This is a genomic window from Sphingobacterium sp. FBM7-1, assembly GCF_020687765.1.
In the GTDB taxonomy this organism is placed as follows: Bacteria; Bacteroidota; Bacteroidia; order Sphingobacteriales; family Sphingobacteriaceae; genus Sphingobacterium.
On record NZ_JAJEWJ010000001.1, the window covers coordinates 330,918 to 346,583 of the forward strand.

The window sequence follows — 15,666 nt, forward strand, 5'->3', positions numbered from 1 at the left end:
TTTTCTATATAGTAGCAATTAGCGAAGCGAAAAGTTTTATTATTTTTGATAATATCAAATTATAAATCATGGAAAAGCTCACATTTAGACAGGAAATCAATGCTTCGGTACAACGGGTGTATGAAGCGATGCTGGGTTTGAACGATAAGTCCTTCTACGAATATTGGACGGCACCGTTTAACCCGACCTCAACGTATGAAGGCAGTTGGGACGAGGGAAGCAAGATATGCTTCGTAGGTGTCGACGAAAAGGGCAATAAAGGCGGAATGGTATCGGAGGTCGTTGAAAACATACCCGCTAAACGCGTAGCGGTGCGGCATTACGGCTTTTTGGACGGCGATGTCGAAGTGACTAGTGGCGAACAGGTTGAAAAATGGGCAGGTGGCGTAGAGGCATACAACTTCGAGGTGTCTGATGGGCGAACGATCGTTGTCGTCGAACTGGATACCATAGATGATTACCTAGAATATTTCAAAGAGAAATATCCTAAAGCACTCCAGAAGCTAAAAGAGCTGTGTGAAAAATGAGGATCAACAAATCCGGCTTGCCGAAGCAATTGCAAGAAAGCCGCATGGTTGCTGCGTCCTACTGTATTAGTTCCGCAACATCCCTTATGCCTTTTGCCTCGTAGCTGATAACTTGTGGAGTCGAACGTATACTTCGTGCATCCTCATGTATAATCAATCCCCCCTCTTGTACACGTTCCTGCCGTTTCCGTCACCGGTTTTTCCGATTGGATATACGATTTGGCCCAACACATATTCTTTCTGGAAGATAATGTATCTCAAATGAACAATCCCGTAGTCTTTGTGGACCACAACGTATATCAAACTGACGATCATGTATTCGATGTGGGCGACCGCATATCGCAAATGGATGATCACGTAGTCTTTGTGGACCACAACGTATATCAAACTGACGATCACGTATTCGATGTGAGCCACAGCAGATCGCAAATGGATGATCACGTAGTCTTTGTGGACCACAACGTATATCAAACTGACGATCATGTATTCGATGAGGGCGACCGCATATCGCAAATGGATGATCCCGTAGTCTTTCTGAACCATAACGTATCACAAACGGACAATCACGTATAACATTCGCCTCGTAGCTTATAACGAACGGACGATCACGTATACGTTTTTGTCGATAACGTATACGTAACGGTAAGGAGTTACTCACCAAATAAACTGCATTTCTGATGGATAAACCTGCTTTTTCTAAGAATTTAGGAGCGAGGTGACTAAAAGTGCAGACAAAATATGCCCTTGTGCCGAAAAATTTGCACGCACAGACCCCAAGTTGGTCAGACCACCTTTCTATATTTGCGTCGAAAATTTGAAAAGGGCAGGGAATACTGATTTACGAGCTATTTTGTGGAGCCGGAGGGATTGGTTTAGCCCCACATTCCACATACACATCCCTAAACCTTCTATGAATCGAACCCTCTTATCGGGTTCTCATCCCTCCTAAAAAATATAAGCCCAACTTTCGTTGAGCTTATATTTTGTGAAGCCGGAGGGATTGGTTTAGCCCCGCATTCCACACACACATCCCTAAACCTTCTATGAATCGAACCCTCTTATCGGGTTCTCATCCCTCCTAAAAAATATAAGCCCAACTTTCGTTGAGCTTATATTTTGTGGAGCCGGAGGGATTCGAACCCTCGTCCAAACATAGTATGATCTACGCTTTCTACATGCTTAGTTTCTCTTTAGTTGTCGGGAGAGGGAAGGTGAGAAACTTACCTATACCTTTCTCCGTAGTTGCTGGATCTCACAAGTGCTTAGCAAAATCACACTTGCCAGTCTTACAGATCGATGCCTCTGGTGTTAGACGGTAAGACAAGGCCTAACGAGACAAATAGCTATGTTAAGTCTAACTTAAGCAGCTAAGGCGTAGTTTTCTTCGCCAGTTGTAAAGTTGAAAGTTCAGATTAAAGTGCTAGACTAACAATGCACTGCATGCTTACATAACCATCGCTATCCTGTCAATTCCGGTCGACCCCATGATTATATAAGGTACAAAATTACGAAAAATTATTTGTTTTCGTTATATTTAAGTCGAAAACAGATCGTTGTTTTCATTTAAGCAAGCACATCCATGACAACAGAAAAGAAATCAAATCCGGAAACGGAGCCAGTGGTAGAGGGAGCTGCAACACAAACTGCTCCGGCCAAAACGGATACTACGGCGAAAGCAAAACCTGCATCCGCCGCAAAGCCAACCGCAGCTAAATCGACTTCAGTGAGTAAGACAACGGCTGCGAAGTCTGCCAAAGCTCCAGCAAGCGCCGCTAAATCAAACAGCGCGCCGAGTGCTGCGAGTACGACGGCCACTAAAACTACTCCTGCTAAGTCAAAATCGGCTTCAACAACAAAAATAGCTGCTAAGACTGATACGGCAACCAAGACGGCGGATAAAGCCACAGCTAAAGCTGCTCCTGCTAAACCTGCCAGTTCAAAAACAGCCGCTCCGACTGATACCGCAACCAAGACGGCGGATAAAGCCACAACTAAAGCTGCTCCTGCTAAACCTGCCGCAACAAAAACAGCTGCAGCAAAGCCGGTAAGCAAAGCGAAAACGAGCCCGGCAAAAACTACTAGCAAGGCTACAGCGCCGAAGGCCGTAGAAACAGTGTTGGAGGAAAAACCTGCATCAGCAACTAAGAGCCCGAAAAAGTCTGGTACTAAAGCTAAAAAGAGTTCGGACGCTACTTCTAGCAAAAAAGGCAAAGAAAAAGCGAAGTCCACCAAAGACAAAAGTAAGTCAGCCAAAGCAGAAAAGCTCGTGAAAGAAGCCTCTTATAAAAGTGAGGTAAAAGAGCAAGTTAAACCTGGCAAAAAGAAGGAAAAGCTGAAAAAGAAAGACAGTAAAAAAGTTAAACCAAAAGCGAAGAAAGCGACCGACAAAAAAGCAAAAGCAAACGACGTCACTAAGCTCGGCGGATTGAAGAAAAAATTAAGAAAGCTGATCGAAGGCGTATTAAATAAAAAAGAAAAGAAAGCACCAAAAGGTAAGAAAAAGAAAAAATAATAGACAGGCCCGTGGTGCAGACCATGGGCCTTCTCTCCTACTGTAGCCCTTCCCACCAAGGGCGGTAAGTAGGAATACTATCCATATACACCACTTCACCGATTTGCGGCGTAATAAGGTTCACGCCTTCTTCTTGTGCCGCCTTAGTCACTCTAATCAACGGTTCATCCCAAGCATGATTTGCTAACGGAAATTTCGCGGAGTGCACGGGAATCAAATACGCGGCTTGCAGATCTTGCGACGCCAGCACAACCTCCTCGGGCATCATATGAATATGGTGCCACATCCGGTTATATTGTCCATTCTCGAGGATAGCAAAATCAAAGGGACCGTATTGCTGTCCAATTTCTTTGAAATGCTTCCCATAACCGCTATCACCACCCAAGAATAACTTTTTAGAGCCCTGTAAGACGAAAGACGACCACAAAGTGGTATTTCGTTTAAAAGCCCGGCCCGAAAAATGCCTCGCGGTAGTCGAAGTAATTTGCATTCCCGCAAGTGCTACGCCTTCGCCCCAATACAACTCCGTAATTTGATTTGCAGGATAACCCCATTTTTCTAAGTGTGCGCCAACGCCGAGACCCGTTACGATATGCTGAACCTTATCCTTTAGCTTAATAAAGGTATTGTAATCTAAATGATCCCAATGGTCATGCGTAATGAAAAGTATATCTATTTCCGGCATATCCTGAACCACATATTCATAGGCACTATTAAAAGCTCGCACACTAATGCGTACCGGTGTTGCATATTTACTGAATACCGGATCTACTAAGATTTTCTTTCCGTCGAGTTGAATAAAGTATGAGGAATGTCCAAACCAAACGTACAGATTACTATCCGCCGGAAGCCTATGTAAGTCTGTTTTGATAACGGGCAGGGTGTCTTGCGGTACGTTACGCACTTTTTTGGTGAAGAAGAAATTCTTGAATACATCGCTATAAGTCGTTCCTTCGGCCAATGCCGGCGTCGGCTCTAGATTATCAAAAGCCCCGTCGCTATAATTAGATTTGCTTTCCATACGCGCCAACCGCTCACCCGTCGGCTCTGCGCCAAAGCGCGTATGCCGCATGTAAATAAGCCCGCCTATTATTAGCAAAACGATAACGATCAGTAAAATCTGCATAACCCGAATAAAAAACTTTTTCATTGATGAATCAAAATTAGTGGAATCGATCTCATCTCAAAGTCATATTTAAAACCTGTTAGAACTTCAACTGGGTAAAATTCCAGCGCCAGGTATTCACGATCGTTAACTCATTAATTGCTACCGGTAATCCCGTAATCATCTTCAGTACTTGCATCGCCATCATGCTCCCTATCATGCCCGGTAGCGGGCCTAACACGCCATTTCTGTCGCAATTGGGGACATCTTCCGGCGGTGGCGCCTCAGGAAACAAATCCCGCAAATTTTTTCCGCCCTTAAAATTAAAAACGGCGAGCTGTCCTTCAAAAGCGAAGATACTTCCATACACCAACGGTTTACCCAAAGCTACACAGGCATCATTCACGATATAGCGCGTCGTGAAATTGTCAGAGCCATCTACCACGATATCGTAGTCTTGCATCAACACCTGCGCATTATCTGCATGAATTCGCTCCCGAAGGGGAATAAAATTTATCTGGCTGTTGAGCGCCTCGACAAAAGCTGCGGCACTAGCCGTCTTGCATTGTCCGATCGTAGCTTCCCGATGAATGACCTGCCGGTTGAGGTTATGGATTTCCACGTCATCAAAATCTACCACGGCCAACGTTCCTACACCCGCCGCGGCTAAATATTGGATCACCGGACTGCCTAATCCCCCTGCTCCCACGACCAATACTTTGGCATCATTTATCTTGCGCTGACCTGGCACCCCGATTTCATCGATAAAGATCTGCCGGCTGTATCGCTTAAAAATATCTGCTGTCTCCATCTTGTTCAAGCTTACCAACACCCATCCCAGTCTTTCATGACCGGCTCGTAACCCGCCTGATAAATCACCTGTCGAACTTCTTCCATGCTGCGCTCGTCGCTGGTTTCAAATTGCTCCAGCGATTGCGGATCTACCACGTATCCGCCCGGATTCGTCTTGGATGCCGCACTCATGGTTGTTGCGCCCAGCGCGATAATATGGTTTCTGAATTTCTCATTCTCGCGCGTAGAAATCGAAATCTCCAGATCAGGATTCCAGATCCGATAGGCACAGATCAATTGCAGCAACTCCCGATCCTCCATGACAAAATTGGGCTCTATAATCCCTTCGGCCGGTCGTAAGCGCGGAAAAGAAACCGAATACTTCGTTTGCCAGTAATGTCTTTGCAAGTAATCGATATGCAAGGCATTGAAAAAGCTATCGATCCGCCAATCTTCCAACCCTAGCAAAACGCCCAACCCGATTTTTCGCATCCCGGCCTTGCCGATCCGATCTGGGGTTTCCAAGCGAAAGGCAAAGTTGGATTTTTTACCTTTCGGATGATAGCGCTTATAGACCTCTTCGTGATAAGTTTCCTGATACACGAGTACCGCATGCGCTCCGGCACGGTGCAAGGCCTCATATTCCTCCAGCAACAGCGGCTGTACCTCCACAGATATATGAGCAAAATGTGGACGGAGTAATTTTATCGCTTTGAGAAAATAATCGATACCTACCGTTTTATTGGCTTCCCCACTGACTAATAGCACATGATTAATCCCCATCGCTTTCAATGCCGCAGCTTCCTGCATAATCTCTATTGCATTTAAGGTTTTGCGTTTGATCGGATTGTCCATACTAAAACCGCAATACGTACAGATATTCTGACATTCATTACTCAGGTACAGGGGGGCATACAACTGGATCGTTTTTCCAAACCGCTGCTGAGTAAGCTGTTGCGTAAGCTGGGCCATTTCTTCCAACGACTCACTCGCTGCTGGCGATAACAGCACCAGAAAGTCTTCCAGAGTTTTCTTCGCTTTCCGAAGGCTTCGCTGCACATCAGCAGGCCCCACCGCATAAATACGCTCCTGTACCGAATTCCAGTTAAATTGATGAAAAGTATTTTCGAACGACTGCATGTTTATTTCTTTATATTAACCCAGTAAAAAGTCTGTCAACGGACTCGATGCTACGGCGACCGGATGAGCGGCCGCTAAACCGGCTTCGTATGCTCTCCGACCTGCAGTTACGGCCTCTTTAAAAGCTATGGCCATGGCTAAAGGATCGCCTGCTACCGCTATGGCAGTATTAACGAGCACGGCGTCGGCTCCTATCTCCATCGCTTTTGCAGCATCGGAAGGTGCGCCGATACCTGCATCGACCACTACCGGAACCTGACTTTGTTCAATAATGATTTCCAGAAAATCTAGCGTTAAAAGGCCTTTATTACTACCAATCGGCGCGCCTAGCGGCATCACCACCGCTGTCCCCACATCTTCCAAGCGTTTGCAAAGCACAGGATCCGCGTGGATATAAGGCATCACCACAAACCCGTCCTTAGCTAATAGCTCTGTCGCCTTCAAGGTCTCTATCGGATCTGGCAGTAGATAGCGGGGATCAGGATGTATTTCTAATTTCACCCAATTCGTCTCCATAGCCTCGCGCGCCAATTGAGCCGCAAGCACCGCTTCCTCAGCATTTCTAGCGCCCGACGTATTCGGTAGTCGATGAACGCTTGGGATTTGCAGCCCCGCTAGTAAATCGTCCGAATCTGAATGTAAATCCACCCGTTTCAGCGCTAAGGTCACTAATTCTGTTTCCGAACAACGAACCGCTTCGGTCATCTCTGTTAACTTTCCAAACTTCCCGGTACCCAAGAACAGTCTAGACGTAAATATTTTATCGGCAATATGTAGTTTACTCATGATAATAATTGTTTAAATTCAACAATAGCCTCCGGTGTTTCTGTAATCGCTTTGGATACGGCTACGCCATACACTCCTTCTTCCAATAAAGCCGGAATATCGGGAAGACCAATCCCTCCGATAGCATAAATTGCCGGGAAAGAGATATCCTCTTTTTTTAGATCCGCAATTATTTTCTGATAACCTGCTACCCCTAAAATGGGACTCAATTTCTCCTTGGTAAAGGTTTGTCGGTACGGCCCTAACCCGATATAGTCGCAACCTTCCCGAATTCTTTTTACCACATGCGTAATGGTATTGGCCGTACCACCAACGATCTTGTCAGCACCCAGCACATGGCGCGCCTTTTCAATACTTTCATCTTCCAGCCCGAGGTGCACACCATCCGCATCGACAGCCTTGGCAAGGTCAACGCTATCGTTGATAATACAAAGCGCTCCGTACCGCTGACATTGCCGCCTGACTTTTTCCGCTAACCGAAAACGCTCCTCATCGGTGGCGTTCTTCCAACGCAGTTGAATCCAATCCGCACCATGATCCAAGGCTTGTTGAATGGCATCGTATTGTTCCGCTGCCGTAACACCTTGTGAAATATACTGTAGTTTACTTAGTGTCATAATGAAATCCTAATAAAGAGGGGTGACTATTTAAAAATTGTTCGGTATAGGCTTTTGCACGGCGACAGGCCTGTGCTAGTTTTTCGCCATGTGCCAGATAAGCCGCAATGGCTGCGGAAAGTACACAACCCGAACCGTGCTTCGGACAAATGGCTCTTACCCTAGAAGGGAAATCTATACGCGTTCCCCGCACAAGCAAAGTGTCCATTCCCTTTTCTTTCTCCCGGTGTCCACCCTTCAATAAGAGGGCATTGGTAAAACTGGTTAAAGCCGGAGCGAGCGTCTGATACTCCTCAGCGTTGGGCGTGAGGAGGTCGATCTTCTGAAGAAGTCGACCTAAGGTCTCGCAATCCGCCATATCGAAAAAGGTAAAACCCGATGAGCTTTTAAGCACCGGATCCCAGATAATAAAAGCAGCTGGGTCCTGCGCACGTATCGCATGTAAGATGGCCGCTAAAAAAGCGAGGTCTTTTACGATGCCTATTTTCACCACTTGAATTGGGTACCGCTGCATTATGGCTTCGATGCCCATACAGACAACTTTCACGTCGACCCAATCAATATGAAAGAATGTGTCTTCCGTCTGTATCGTGTTTGCTGTCATAATGGCCATTCCTCGCGTTTGCAGCTGCTCGGCTGTCTTCATATCCGCAAGCACGCCCGCTCCACCGGAAGGGTCAAATCCCGCGATACTCAGCACCGCGGGGCGCTGTTGTTGTTTATCCGTTAATAACATCAAAAATCATTATTATATATGCTGTCCCACACAGCTATCGGCTGCGGACTGTTCCAAATGGCACCTAAAAGCGCAATTCCATCTGCTCCTGCGGCCCATACCTGCTTATAGTTTGTTTCATCGATACCACCTAAACCGACCAACCGCACGGCGGATTCTCTACGCCGCGCTAGCTCCTTAAGCACCGTTTGGTCCCTGCCGTACCCCACTTTTGAAATGCTCGGGAAAACCGGCGATAAAAAAGCATAATCCCAACGGTCTTCCAAGCTGTTGAAGGCCGCAATCGAATGAACCGACGTTGATAAGCGAAAATGCCCGGTCTCTGCTTCTTGCTGAACATTTCCCTGCTGCCGATCGGCTTCCCGAACATGTAGCCGTTCGATCCCCAGATCGCCCGCTAAATGAAAGTGCGAATGCAGCACCAACTGCGTCCGGTAAGCCGGATCAATGCCGTTTACATAGGTGTCCATCTCCGTGTCCGTTAGCCTATATTTACGGATATGAAACAGCGGCAGACCCCTTTCAAAAAGGGCATGCACAACCGCTGATTCGTCCGCTACAGGCTGTTCGGGAGATAGCAGTATGATCATAGGTATAACGCTTTGCCCTGTTCCACAAATTCTCTCGATTTCTCTTCCATACCCTGCTTGGCCACATCGCGTATCTCTTGCGTAATTTTCATCGAACAGAATTTCGGTCCGCACATCGAACAGAAATGCGCCACCTTTGCCGCATCTGCCGGAAGCGTTTCGTCATGAAACTCCCGAGCGGTATCCGGATCCAAGGATAAATTAAATTGGTCTTCCCAACGGAACTCAAACCGTGCTTTGCTCAACGCATTATCCCGATATTGGGCTCCTGGATGCCCTTTTGCCAGATCGGCAGCGTGCGCCGCAAGTTTATACGTGATTACCCCATCTTTCACATCTTTTTTGTTGGGTAGCCCGAGGTGTTCCTTTGGCGTTACATAACATAACATGGCACAACCGTACCAGCCGATCATCGCCGCTCCAATCGCGGAAGTAATATGATCATAGCCAGGCGCGATATCTGTCGTTAACGGACCTAAGGTATAAAAGGGAGCCTCATCGCATTCCGCGAGTTGCTTCTCCATATTTTCCTTAATCATGTGCATCGGCACATGCCCAGGTCCTTCAATCATCACCTGTACATCATGCTTCCACGCTATTTTGCTGAGTTCTCCGAGCGTTTCCAGTTCCGCAAACTGGGCAGCGTCGTTCGCGTCCGCAATGGAGCCCGGCCGCAGGCCATCCCCTAACGAAAAAGCAACATCATAACGCTTCATGATTTCGCAGATCTCCTCAAAATGCGTGTATAAAAAGTTTTCTTTATGATGAAACAAGCACCATTTGGCCATGATCGATCCGCCACGGGACACAATACCCGTTACCCGTTCCGCCGTCAGGTGAATGTAGCGCAACAGCACGCCGGCATGGATCGTAAAATACGATACCCCTTGCTCCGCCTGCTCAATGAGTGTATCACGGAAAACCTCCCAGGTTAAATCTTCGGCAACTCCATTCACTTTTTCCAGGGCTTGGTAAATGGGCACGGTACCGATCGGCACCGGCGAATTGCGAATAATCCATTCCCGGGTTTCGTGGATATTTTTTCCCGTCGATAAATCCATGATGGTATCGGCGCCCCAGCGACAAGCCCAGACCGCCTTTTCTACTTCCTCCTCGATGCTGGACGAAACGGCACTATTTCCAATATTAGCGTTAATCTTTACCAGAAAATTACGACCAATGATCATCGGTTCACTTTCAGGATGGTTGATGTTATTTGGGATAATAGCTCGACCAGCAGCTACTTCCTCCCGAACAAACTCTGGGGTTATCTTTTTATGAGGTGTACGCGCTCCGAAGCTTTGTCCCGGGTGTTGCTGTCGCATCGCGTCCGTCGCTGTCTCCAATTGCACGATACGCTGATTTTCACGAATGGCGATATATTCCATCTCTGGCGTGATGATTCCTTTACGAGCATAGTGTAATTGCGTGACATTATGCCCTTCCATCGCCACTTTGGGTTTATGGCTGTATGCAAAACGCAGGTCATCCAAACTTTGGTCCGCCAAGCGTTCTCTTCCATAGGCGGAAGTAATTCCGTCCAATACCTGTACATCTCCGCGGTCTACGATCCACTGTTCGCGAAGGCGGACAATACCTTTACGGATATCAATTGTTGCATTTTCATCGGTATAGGGGCCGGACGTATCGTAAACCGTAATCGGCGGATTAACTTCTACAGCGCCATTGCTAAGTTTTGTCGGATGTTGCGCGATCTCCCGCATAGCAACTTTGATGGGGAAGAGTTCGCCCTCTACATACACTTTTTTAGAATTCGGAAACGGCTTGTGGGTGATTGTTTGCTTGATCATAATATGTTGATGTTGATAGATTGATAAATTAGCCGCCTTGGGTTGCGGTGATGATTAAAATAGCATCGCGGTTTTGCAATACCGTGGATTTCCATTGGTCTTTAGGTACCACTTGATTATTAACAGCTACAGCAATACCTCGGGATTTCCCTGGAGCTTCCAAGAACATTAAATCCTCGAGTGACGCCGGAGGCGCTTCAAAAAACTTTTGTTGATGATTAATGATAAGTTCCATTCCTATTAAAATTTTATGTTATTAAATAAAACTTTAGGAATGACTACGAGCATGCAGAACGCATCCGTGAAGACATCTTACTTTTCCCTACGCCAGTATGACCCGGATCAGGTTCAAAGGGTAAATCTCAGTCCGCGATTATTCGCAGACACCCCTAAAGTGTTCGACTAAGATAGCATCTTTTTTTGAATTAAGAAACTTATTCCCTGCCCTATTGTTCTTTGAGTATGATAAGCAAACTAAAAATTGACGTCACTTCGTTCTATCAAACGCAGTATCAGCGTTTACGTTGGACGTTAAATGATCAGACGCAAAACGAAACAGAAATCGCCATCGAGGAGGAATCGATAACGGACAGAACCGACATACGGGAAGCTATCGAAGACCATGTGGATCAAATCACGGAGTCCTTGCCCGAAGGTCGCTTATTAAGCGACTACGAAGTCACCTTGTCCTTTGACGATTCGATCAAGGATGAAGACAAAAGCACATTCACCCGCATATTTAACGAATTCAATACCCGCGACGAGTCTGATTAAAAGAGATATTACGTATGTTTGGGCGGCTTATGATCCATAAGAACTACGTCCGCATCATCAAATTAGCATTCCCGATTGTTCTGGCGAATGCCTCGGTACCCCTACTGGGGTTAGCCGACACGGCTGCTATCGGCCAAACCGGTGCAGCTACCGATCTAGGGGCCATCGCCTTGGCCTCTTTAATTTTTAATTTTGTTTACTGGGGCTTCGGTTTCCTCCGCATGGGCACCACGGGTTTTATATCGCAGGCTTCCGGCGCGAACGATCTCGACGAAACTCATGCCTTGGTCTTTCGCGCGGTCTTCCTAGGTGCCGGAATCGGCATATTACTGATCGCTTTGCAACGTATAATCGGCCAAACGGCAATAGGCTTATTATCCGCTAGCGATGACATCAAAGAGCTGGTCGATCATTATTTTTATATCCGTATCTGGGGTGCGCCCGCGACACTCATTACCTTTAGTTTACTCGGTACTTTTATCGGAATGGGCTGGACAAAGCACCTGCTTTTTGTCCAATTATTTCTTAACGGCCTGAATATTATCCTCAACGTACTGTTTGTGGTCGGCTATGATCTGGGCGTGCGCGGCATCGCATGGGGTACAGTAATAGCCGAATGGTGCACGGTTTTTTTTGCGTTTTATTTGCTGCTTCGGAAGCTCCAGCTGGGTAGTTTCTTCAGCCGTCTTCAACAGTTACAAGCACGGGTCTTTGATAAAAGCAAACTGTTGGCGATGATCAAGGTAAATGGCGATATTATGATCCGTACTTTGGCCTTGCTAAGTGGGTTTGCATGGTTCGCTAACCAGGGCGCGCTATTCGGTGACCAGATTTTAGCGGCCAACCATGTATTATTGCAGTTCGTCTCCCTATCCGCTTTCTTTTTAGATGGCTTTGCACACGTCGCGGAGATGCTAACCGGCAAGGCTTATGGGGCAAAAGACCGCGTCTATTTTGTACAACAGGTGCGTCATTCCACCCTATTGGCAGGCATCACAGCACTCTTTTTAGCCAGCAGTCTTTACATAGCGGGAGATCTCCTTATCCCCTTGCTCAGCAAGGATATGCAGGTTCAGCTGGTTGCATCCGCGCATTTGGGGTATGCAGCCATTTATATCGCCCTATCCTTTGTTGCTTTCCAACTGGACGGCATATTTATCGGCGTCACAAAAAGCGTTGAAATGCGAAACGCTACGCTGATGGCTTTAATTATTTTCATCGGCTCAGGGTTATGGTTGACAACGGCTTACGGAAATGCCGGATTATGGATAAGCTTTATCATCTATGTAGTTGCACGCGCTGTTATGTTAGGCTTGTATTATCCGAAAATCGGCCGAGAGATGGCAATTAACTAACAAATTATTCTATATTTATAACCATAGACAATAGCAACTAAGGTATGGCATCTGTTCGAGTATTTTTTTTATTGATCTTGGTATATGTGGGTAGCGTACCCTATACTTTTGGGCAAGATAGCGTTGCTTTAGCGGACACGGCGGAAGAGATATCGCTGAAAGCGAATGATCTGATCCAGATACGCGAACAACAGTATCAAGATTCTTTGCTGCGAAAAAAACTGGAAGAACAATTGATATCGCTTTCTACGCAAGGCGACAACGAACGGCAACAGCTTTTACGTGAAATCAATGTCTTGCGGAGCCGTGACTCCATATTATATGCCAAACGCAAACAGGCTGTTGATTCGCTCCGTAGCCTTAATCAAGGCGTACCCGTAGTCCCTTTTCGAGACACCTTGTTTACCCTATATACCCAGATCGGCAGTTATACCGCGCAAGAACGGGCCGCCGCCATCGAAAACAGAATTCGCTCCTTGGCCGATAATTATAAGGTCAACGTAGATTCTATATACCTGCAGCAAAATGAAGACAGCTGGATTGTCATCTGGCAGGATCAAATGATTGCCGGCGTTAACGAAGAAGATGCGATGTGGGCCGATATGCAAATCGCACAATTAGCGGATCACTACCTGCACCATATTCGGGCGAGTATTCAACAATACCGAGACGATACCAGTCTGCAAAAAATAGCAATGGGCATAGGCTTCGCAATTATTATTATTGCTGCCCTTGCCCTTTTGATCCGAGGAATTGGAAAAGCTATACGTTGGGTAAAAAAGAGGTTGCTTCTATTACGGACTTCTTTATTTCCCGGTTTGCAGATTAAGGGATACGAGATCGTCTCGGCCAATAGGCAGGTGAAATTCGTGTGGTCTATCCTGGATATTCTTAAGTGGCTTTTGATACTCGTATCGGTTTACCTCGCGCTCCCGGTCTTATTAAATTTATTTCCTACCACCCGGGGATATGCCCCTATTTTATTAGGCTATTTTATCAAGCCAATAAAAGACGTGGCACAGGCGATCGTCGCTTACCTGCCGAATATGATTACCATTGTGGTTATCTGTTTTATTTTTCGCTACCTATTAAAAGCGTTGCGGTTCTTCGCCCAAGAGATACATAATGGATCCTTGAGTTTTCCGGGTTTTTACCGTGAATGGGCCTTGCCGACCTATCATATTGTACGGGTTTTGTTGTTCGCCTTTTTGCTTATTATTATATTCCCATACTTTCCGGGAGCACATACCCCGATCTTTAAAGGAGTGTCCGTTTTTATCGGGGTGCTCTTTACATTTAGTTCCGCCGGTGCGCTGGGTAATATTGTTGCCGGGCTTTTACTGACCTATATGCGGTCTTTTTCCATCGGCGACCGGGTCAAAATCGGTGAAGTATCGGGTGATATCATCGAGAAAAGCCTGTTGGTAACACGGATCCGTACGGTAAAAAACGAAGTAATTTCTGTTCCCAATTCCCAGGTGATGAACAGCCATACGATCAACTACAGTATGGACGTAGACGAAAACCCCTTGATCGTTTATACCCATATTACGATGGCCTATGAAATTACCTGGCAGCAGGTACACGAATTGGCGAAGAAAGCTTGCGACCAAGTCGATTTATTAGAGAAAAACCCGGCACCCTTTATCCTGCAAACCAGCTTGGACGATTTCTACGTGACCTATCAGATTAACGCCTATACCCGCAATCCGCACAAACAGGCGCTTATTTATTCCGAATTACACAAACATTTGCTCGACGTTTTTCACGCCGCCGGGATCGAACTTTTGTCGCCACATTTTCGTGCGATGCGCGACGGATCTGAACTCGATATGCCCGCCGCGTATAAGAAAGATAATGGCAATTAGCAGGTATTACATAGGGATTACCATATTTCATTCGTAAGGTGGTAATTTTGGGATATGGATACACTTAAGTTATCGGTTTTGGATCTCGCGACCGTCAGCAAAGGGCAAGATGCACAGCAAGCTATTGCGAGAAGCGTTGAAGCCGCACAATGCGTGGAGCATTTAGGATACGAGCGAATTTGGTTCGCCGAACACCATAATATGGAACATATTGCCAGTTCTGCTACCGCTGTTTTAATCGGTCATGTAGCCGGAAAAACCAATCATATCCGCATCGGTTCAGGCGGCATTATGCTACCCAATCATTCCCCTTTAATGGTAGCCGAACAATTCGGAACCTTAGAAACCCTATACCCGGGGCGGATCGACCTAGGCCTTGGGCGCGCGCCAGGCACCGATCAAGTCACGGCCATGGCGCTCCGACGCAATAACCTGAATACCGCTTTCTACTTCAAAGACGATGTATTGGCCCTCCAACAATACTTTGAAAACGATGATCCGTCCGAAAAAGTACGGGCTTTTCCGGGCGAGGGCTTAGATATTCCCATTTATATCCTTGGTTCCAGTACAGACTCTGCTTACTTAGCGGCTGAGCTTGGATTGCCTTATGCCTTTGCTGCACACTTCGCACCGGCTATGCTTGCGCAAGCTGCGGCGATTTATCGTGCGAACTTCAAACCCTCGCGTTATTTGGAGCAACCTTACTTTATCGCCTGCGTCAATATTATCGCTGCAGAAACTACTGCCGAGGCCGATTTTCTGGCGAGCAGCTTATTTAACATGTTTGCCGGTATCATTACGAATCATCGCCGTCCGCTATCGCCTCCTACCGAGCAGCCTATCTATCATGGCATTCCAGAGATCGAAAAAGCGGTGTATAACATGACGGCCTGTACCTTTACCGGCGACAAGGAAACTCTCGCGCAGGACATCCCCGATTTTGTGAGCCGTTACCAGGTTGATGAGTTGATGACGACCAACTACATCTTCGATAACGATAAAAGACTGGAATCCTTCCGTATCATTAAAGAAGCGTTGAACAAGGAAGCATAG

At 46.5% G+C, this 15,666-nt stretch carries 16 protein-coding genes, 1 other RNA gene and 1 riboswitch; of the genes, 7 read left to right on the top strand and 10 right to left on the bottom strand.

The genetic code is table 11. The features are described 5' to 3' along the window. The first annotated feature begins 68 nt into the window (after positions 1-68). A complete protein-coding gene (locus LKO28_RS01605) occupies positions 69-527 on the top strand; it encodes an SRPBCC family protein (protein ID WP_227692789.1) in 459 nt (152 codons plus the stop codon). Between the two features lie 261 nt (positions 528-788). After that, positions 789-1,100: a hypothetical protein gene (locus LKO28_RS01610; protein WP_227692790.1), complete on the top strand. Its 312-nt coding sequence runs from the start codon at positions 789-791 to the stop codon at positions 1,098-1,100. 543 nt (positions 1,101-1,643) lie between these two features. On the opposite strand, the gene ssrA is transcribed toward LKO28_RS01610, so the two are convergent. Next, positions 1,644-2,011: a transfer-messenger RNA gene (gene ssrA / locus LKO28_RS01615) on the bottom strand. Between the two features lie 95 nt (positions 2,012-2,106). Between ssrA and LKO28_RS01620 the strand changes: the two genes are divergently transcribed. Then, on the top strand, positions 2,107-3,039 hold the full coding sequence (locus LKO28_RS01620) for a hypothetical protein (RefSeq protein ID WP_227692791.1): 933 nt from the start codon (positions 2,107-2,109) through the stop codon (positions 3,037-3,039). A gap of 37 nt (positions 3,040-3,076) precedes the next feature. Here LKO28_RS01620 and LKO28_RS01625 read toward each other — a convergent pair whose 3' ends face one another. The 9 genes from LKO28_RS01625 to thiS are packed head-to-tail and all read right to left on the bottom strand — an operon-like array spanning position 3,077 to position 10,851. Next, positions 3,077-4,189 (bottom strand): MBL fold metallo-hydrolase, encoded by a 1,113-nt coding sequence (locus tag LKO28_RS01625; protein ID WP_227692792.1) that lies wholly within the window; start codon positions 4,187-4,189, stop codon positions 3,077-3,079. A gap of 55 nt (positions 4,190-4,244) precedes the next feature. Beyond that, positions 4,245-4,955: a HesA/MoeB/ThiF family protein gene (locus LKO28_RS01630; protein ID WP_227692793.1), complete on the bottom strand. Its 711-nt coding sequence runs from the start codon at positions 4,953-4,955 to the stop codon at positions 4,245-4,247. A gap of 11 nt (positions 4,956-4,966) precedes the next feature. Next, positions 4,967-6,076, bottom strand: a complete 1,110-nt coding sequence (gene thiH / locus LKO28_RS01635; RefSeq protein WP_227692794.1) for a 2-iminoacetate synthase ThiH — start codon at positions 6,074-6,076, stop codon at positions 4,967-4,969. Positions 6,077-6,091: 15 nt separating this feature from the next. Beyond that, the gene (locus LKO28_RS01640; RefSeq protein WP_227692795.1) at positions 6,092-6,862 is read right to left on the bottom strand and encodes a thiazole synthase; all 771 of its coding nucleotides are present in this window, start codon (positions 6,860-6,862) and stop codon (positions 6,092-6,094) included. Continuing rightward, positions 6,859-7,479: a thiamine phosphate synthase gene (locus tag LKO28_RS01645; protein WP_227692796.1), complete on the bottom strand. Its 621-nt coding sequence runs from the start codon at positions 7,477-7,479 to the stop codon at positions 6,859-6,861. The genes LKO28_RS01640 and LKO28_RS01645 overlap by 4 nt, the downstream gene beginning before the upstream one ends. Continuing rightward, positions 7,466-8,215 carry a hydroxymethylpyrimidine/phosphomethylpyrimidine kinase gene (locus LKO28_RS01650; protein WP_227692797.1) on the bottom strand — a complete coding sequence of 250 codons (750 nt, stop codon included), beginning with the start codon at positions 8,213-8,215 and terminating at the stop codon, positions 7,466-7,468. The genes LKO28_RS01645 and LKO28_RS01650 overlap by 14 nt, the downstream gene beginning before the upstream one ends. Then, positions 8,215-8,805 carry a thiamine phosphate synthase gene (locus LKO28_RS01655; protein ID WP_227692798.1) on the bottom strand — a complete coding sequence of 197 codons (591 nt, stop codon included), beginning with the start codon at positions 8,803-8,805 and terminating at the stop codon, positions 8,215-8,217. Before LKO28_RS01655 ends, LKO28_RS01650 begins: the two co-directional genes overlap by 1 nt. Next, on the bottom strand, positions 8,802-10,616 hold the full coding sequence (thiC, locus tag LKO28_RS01660; protein ID WP_227692799.1) for a phosphomethylpyrimidine synthase ThiC: 1,815 nt from the start codon (positions 10,614-10,616) through the stop codon (positions 8,802-8,804). Before thiC ends, LKO28_RS01655 begins: the two co-directional genes overlap by 4 nt. A 28-nt stretch (positions 10,617-10,644) precedes the next feature. Further along, positions 10,645-10,851: a sulfur carrier protein ThiS gene (gene thiS / locus LKO28_RS01665; RefSeq protein ID WP_227692800.1), complete on the bottom strand. Its 207-nt coding sequence runs from the start codon at positions 10,849-10,851 to the stop codon at positions 10,645-10,647. A gap of 67 nt (positions 10,852-10,918) precedes the next feature. After that, positions 10,919-11,017, bottom strand: a riboswitch (TPP riboswitch). A gap of 61 nt (positions 11,018-11,078) precedes the next feature. Here thiS and LKO28_RS01670 point away from each other — a divergent pair. The 4 genes from LKO28_RS01670 to LKO28_RS01685 are packed head-to-tail and all read left to right on the top strand — an operon-like array spanning position 11,079 to position 15,666. After that, positions 11,079-11,390 carry a hypothetical protein gene (locus LKO28_RS01670; protein ID WP_227692801.1) on the top strand — a complete coding sequence of 104 codons (312 nt, stop codon included), beginning with the start codon at positions 11,079-11,081 and terminating at the stop codon, positions 11,388-11,390. 14 nt (positions 11,391-11,404) lie between these two features. Next, on the top strand, positions 11,405-12,745 hold the full coding sequence (locus LKO28_RS01675) for an MATE family efflux transporter (protein WP_227692802.1): 1,341 nt from the start codon (positions 11,405-11,407) through the stop codon (positions 12,743-12,745). A 44-nt stretch (positions 12,746-12,789) separates the two neighbouring features. Further along, positions 12,790-14,613, top strand: a complete 1,824-nt coding sequence (locus LKO28_RS01680) for a mechanosensitive ion channel family protein (protein WP_227692803.1) — start codon at positions 12,790-12,792, stop codon at positions 14,611-14,613. A 54-nt stretch (positions 14,614-14,667) separates the two neighbouring features. Then, the gene (locus LKO28_RS01685) at positions 14,668-15,666 is read left to right on the top strand and encodes an LLM class flavin-dependent oxidoreductase (RefSeq protein ID WP_227692804.1); all 999 of its coding nucleotides are present in this window, start codon (positions 14,668-14,670) and stop codon (positions 15,664-15,666) included.

Excerpts from the sequence above, each read along its gene's own strand:
- LKO28_RS01605 (WP_227692789.1), top strand. The coding sequence starts at position 69 with ATGGAAAAGCTCACATTTAGACAGGAAATCAATGCTTCGGTACAACGG.
- LKO28_RS01610 (WP_227692790.1), top strand. The coding sequence starts at position 789 with ATGAACAATCCCGTAGTCTTTGTGGACCACAACGTATATCAAACTGAC.
- LKO28_RS01620 (WP_227692791.1), top strand. The coding sequence starts at position 2,107 with ATGACAACAGAAAAGAAATCAAATCCGGAAACGGAGCCAGTGGTAGAG.
- LKO28_RS01625 (WP_227692792.1), bottom strand. The coding sequence starts at position 4,189 with ATGAAAAAGTTTTTTATTCGGGTTATGCAGATTTTACTGATCGTTATC.
- LKO28_RS01630 (WP_227692793.1), bottom strand. The coding sequence starts at position 4,955 with ATGGAGACAGCAGATATTTTTAAGCGATACAGCCGGCAGATCTTTATC.
- thiH (WP_227692794.1), bottom strand. The coding sequence starts at position 6,076 with ATGCAGTCGTTCGAAAATACTTTTCATCAATTTAACTGGAATTCGGTA.
- LKO28_RS01640 (WP_227692795.1), bottom strand. The coding sequence starts at position 6,862 with ATGAGTAAACTACATATTGCCGATAAAATATTTACGTCTAGACTGTTC.
- LKO28_RS01645 (WP_227692796.1), bottom strand. The coding sequence starts at position 7,479 with ATGACACTAAGTAAACTACAGTATATTTCACAAGGTGTTACGGCAGCG.
- LKO28_RS01650 (WP_227692797.1), bottom strand. The coding sequence starts at position 8,215 with ATGTTATTAACGGATAAACAACAACAGCGCCCCGCGGTGCTGAGTATC.
- LKO28_RS01655 (WP_227692798.1), bottom strand. The coding sequence starts at position 8,805 with ATGATCATACTGCTATCTCCCGAACAGCCTGTAGCGGACGAATCAGCG.
- thiC (WP_227692799.1), bottom strand. The coding sequence starts at position 10,616 with ATGATCAAGCAAACAATCACCCACAAGCCGTTTCCGAATTCTAAAAAA.
- thiS (WP_227692800.1), bottom strand. The coding sequence starts at position 10,851 with ATGGAACTTATCATTAATCATCAACAAAAGTTTTTTGAAGCGCCTCCG.
- LKO28_RS01670 (WP_227692801.1), top strand. The coding sequence starts at position 11,079 with ATGATAAGCAAACTAAAAATTGACGTCACTTCGTTCTATCAAACGCAG.
- LKO28_RS01675 (WP_227692802.1), top strand. The coding sequence starts at position 11,405 with ATGTTTGGGCGGCTTATGATCCATAAGAACTACGTCCGCATCATCAAA.
- LKO28_RS01680 (WP_227692803.1), top strand. The coding sequence starts at position 12,790 with ATGGCATCTGTTCGAGTATTTTTTTTATTGATCTTGGTATATGTGGGT.
- LKO28_RS01685 (WP_227692804.1), top strand. The coding sequence starts at position 14,668 with ATGGATACACTTAAGTTATCGGTTTTGGATCTCGCGACCGTCAGCAAA.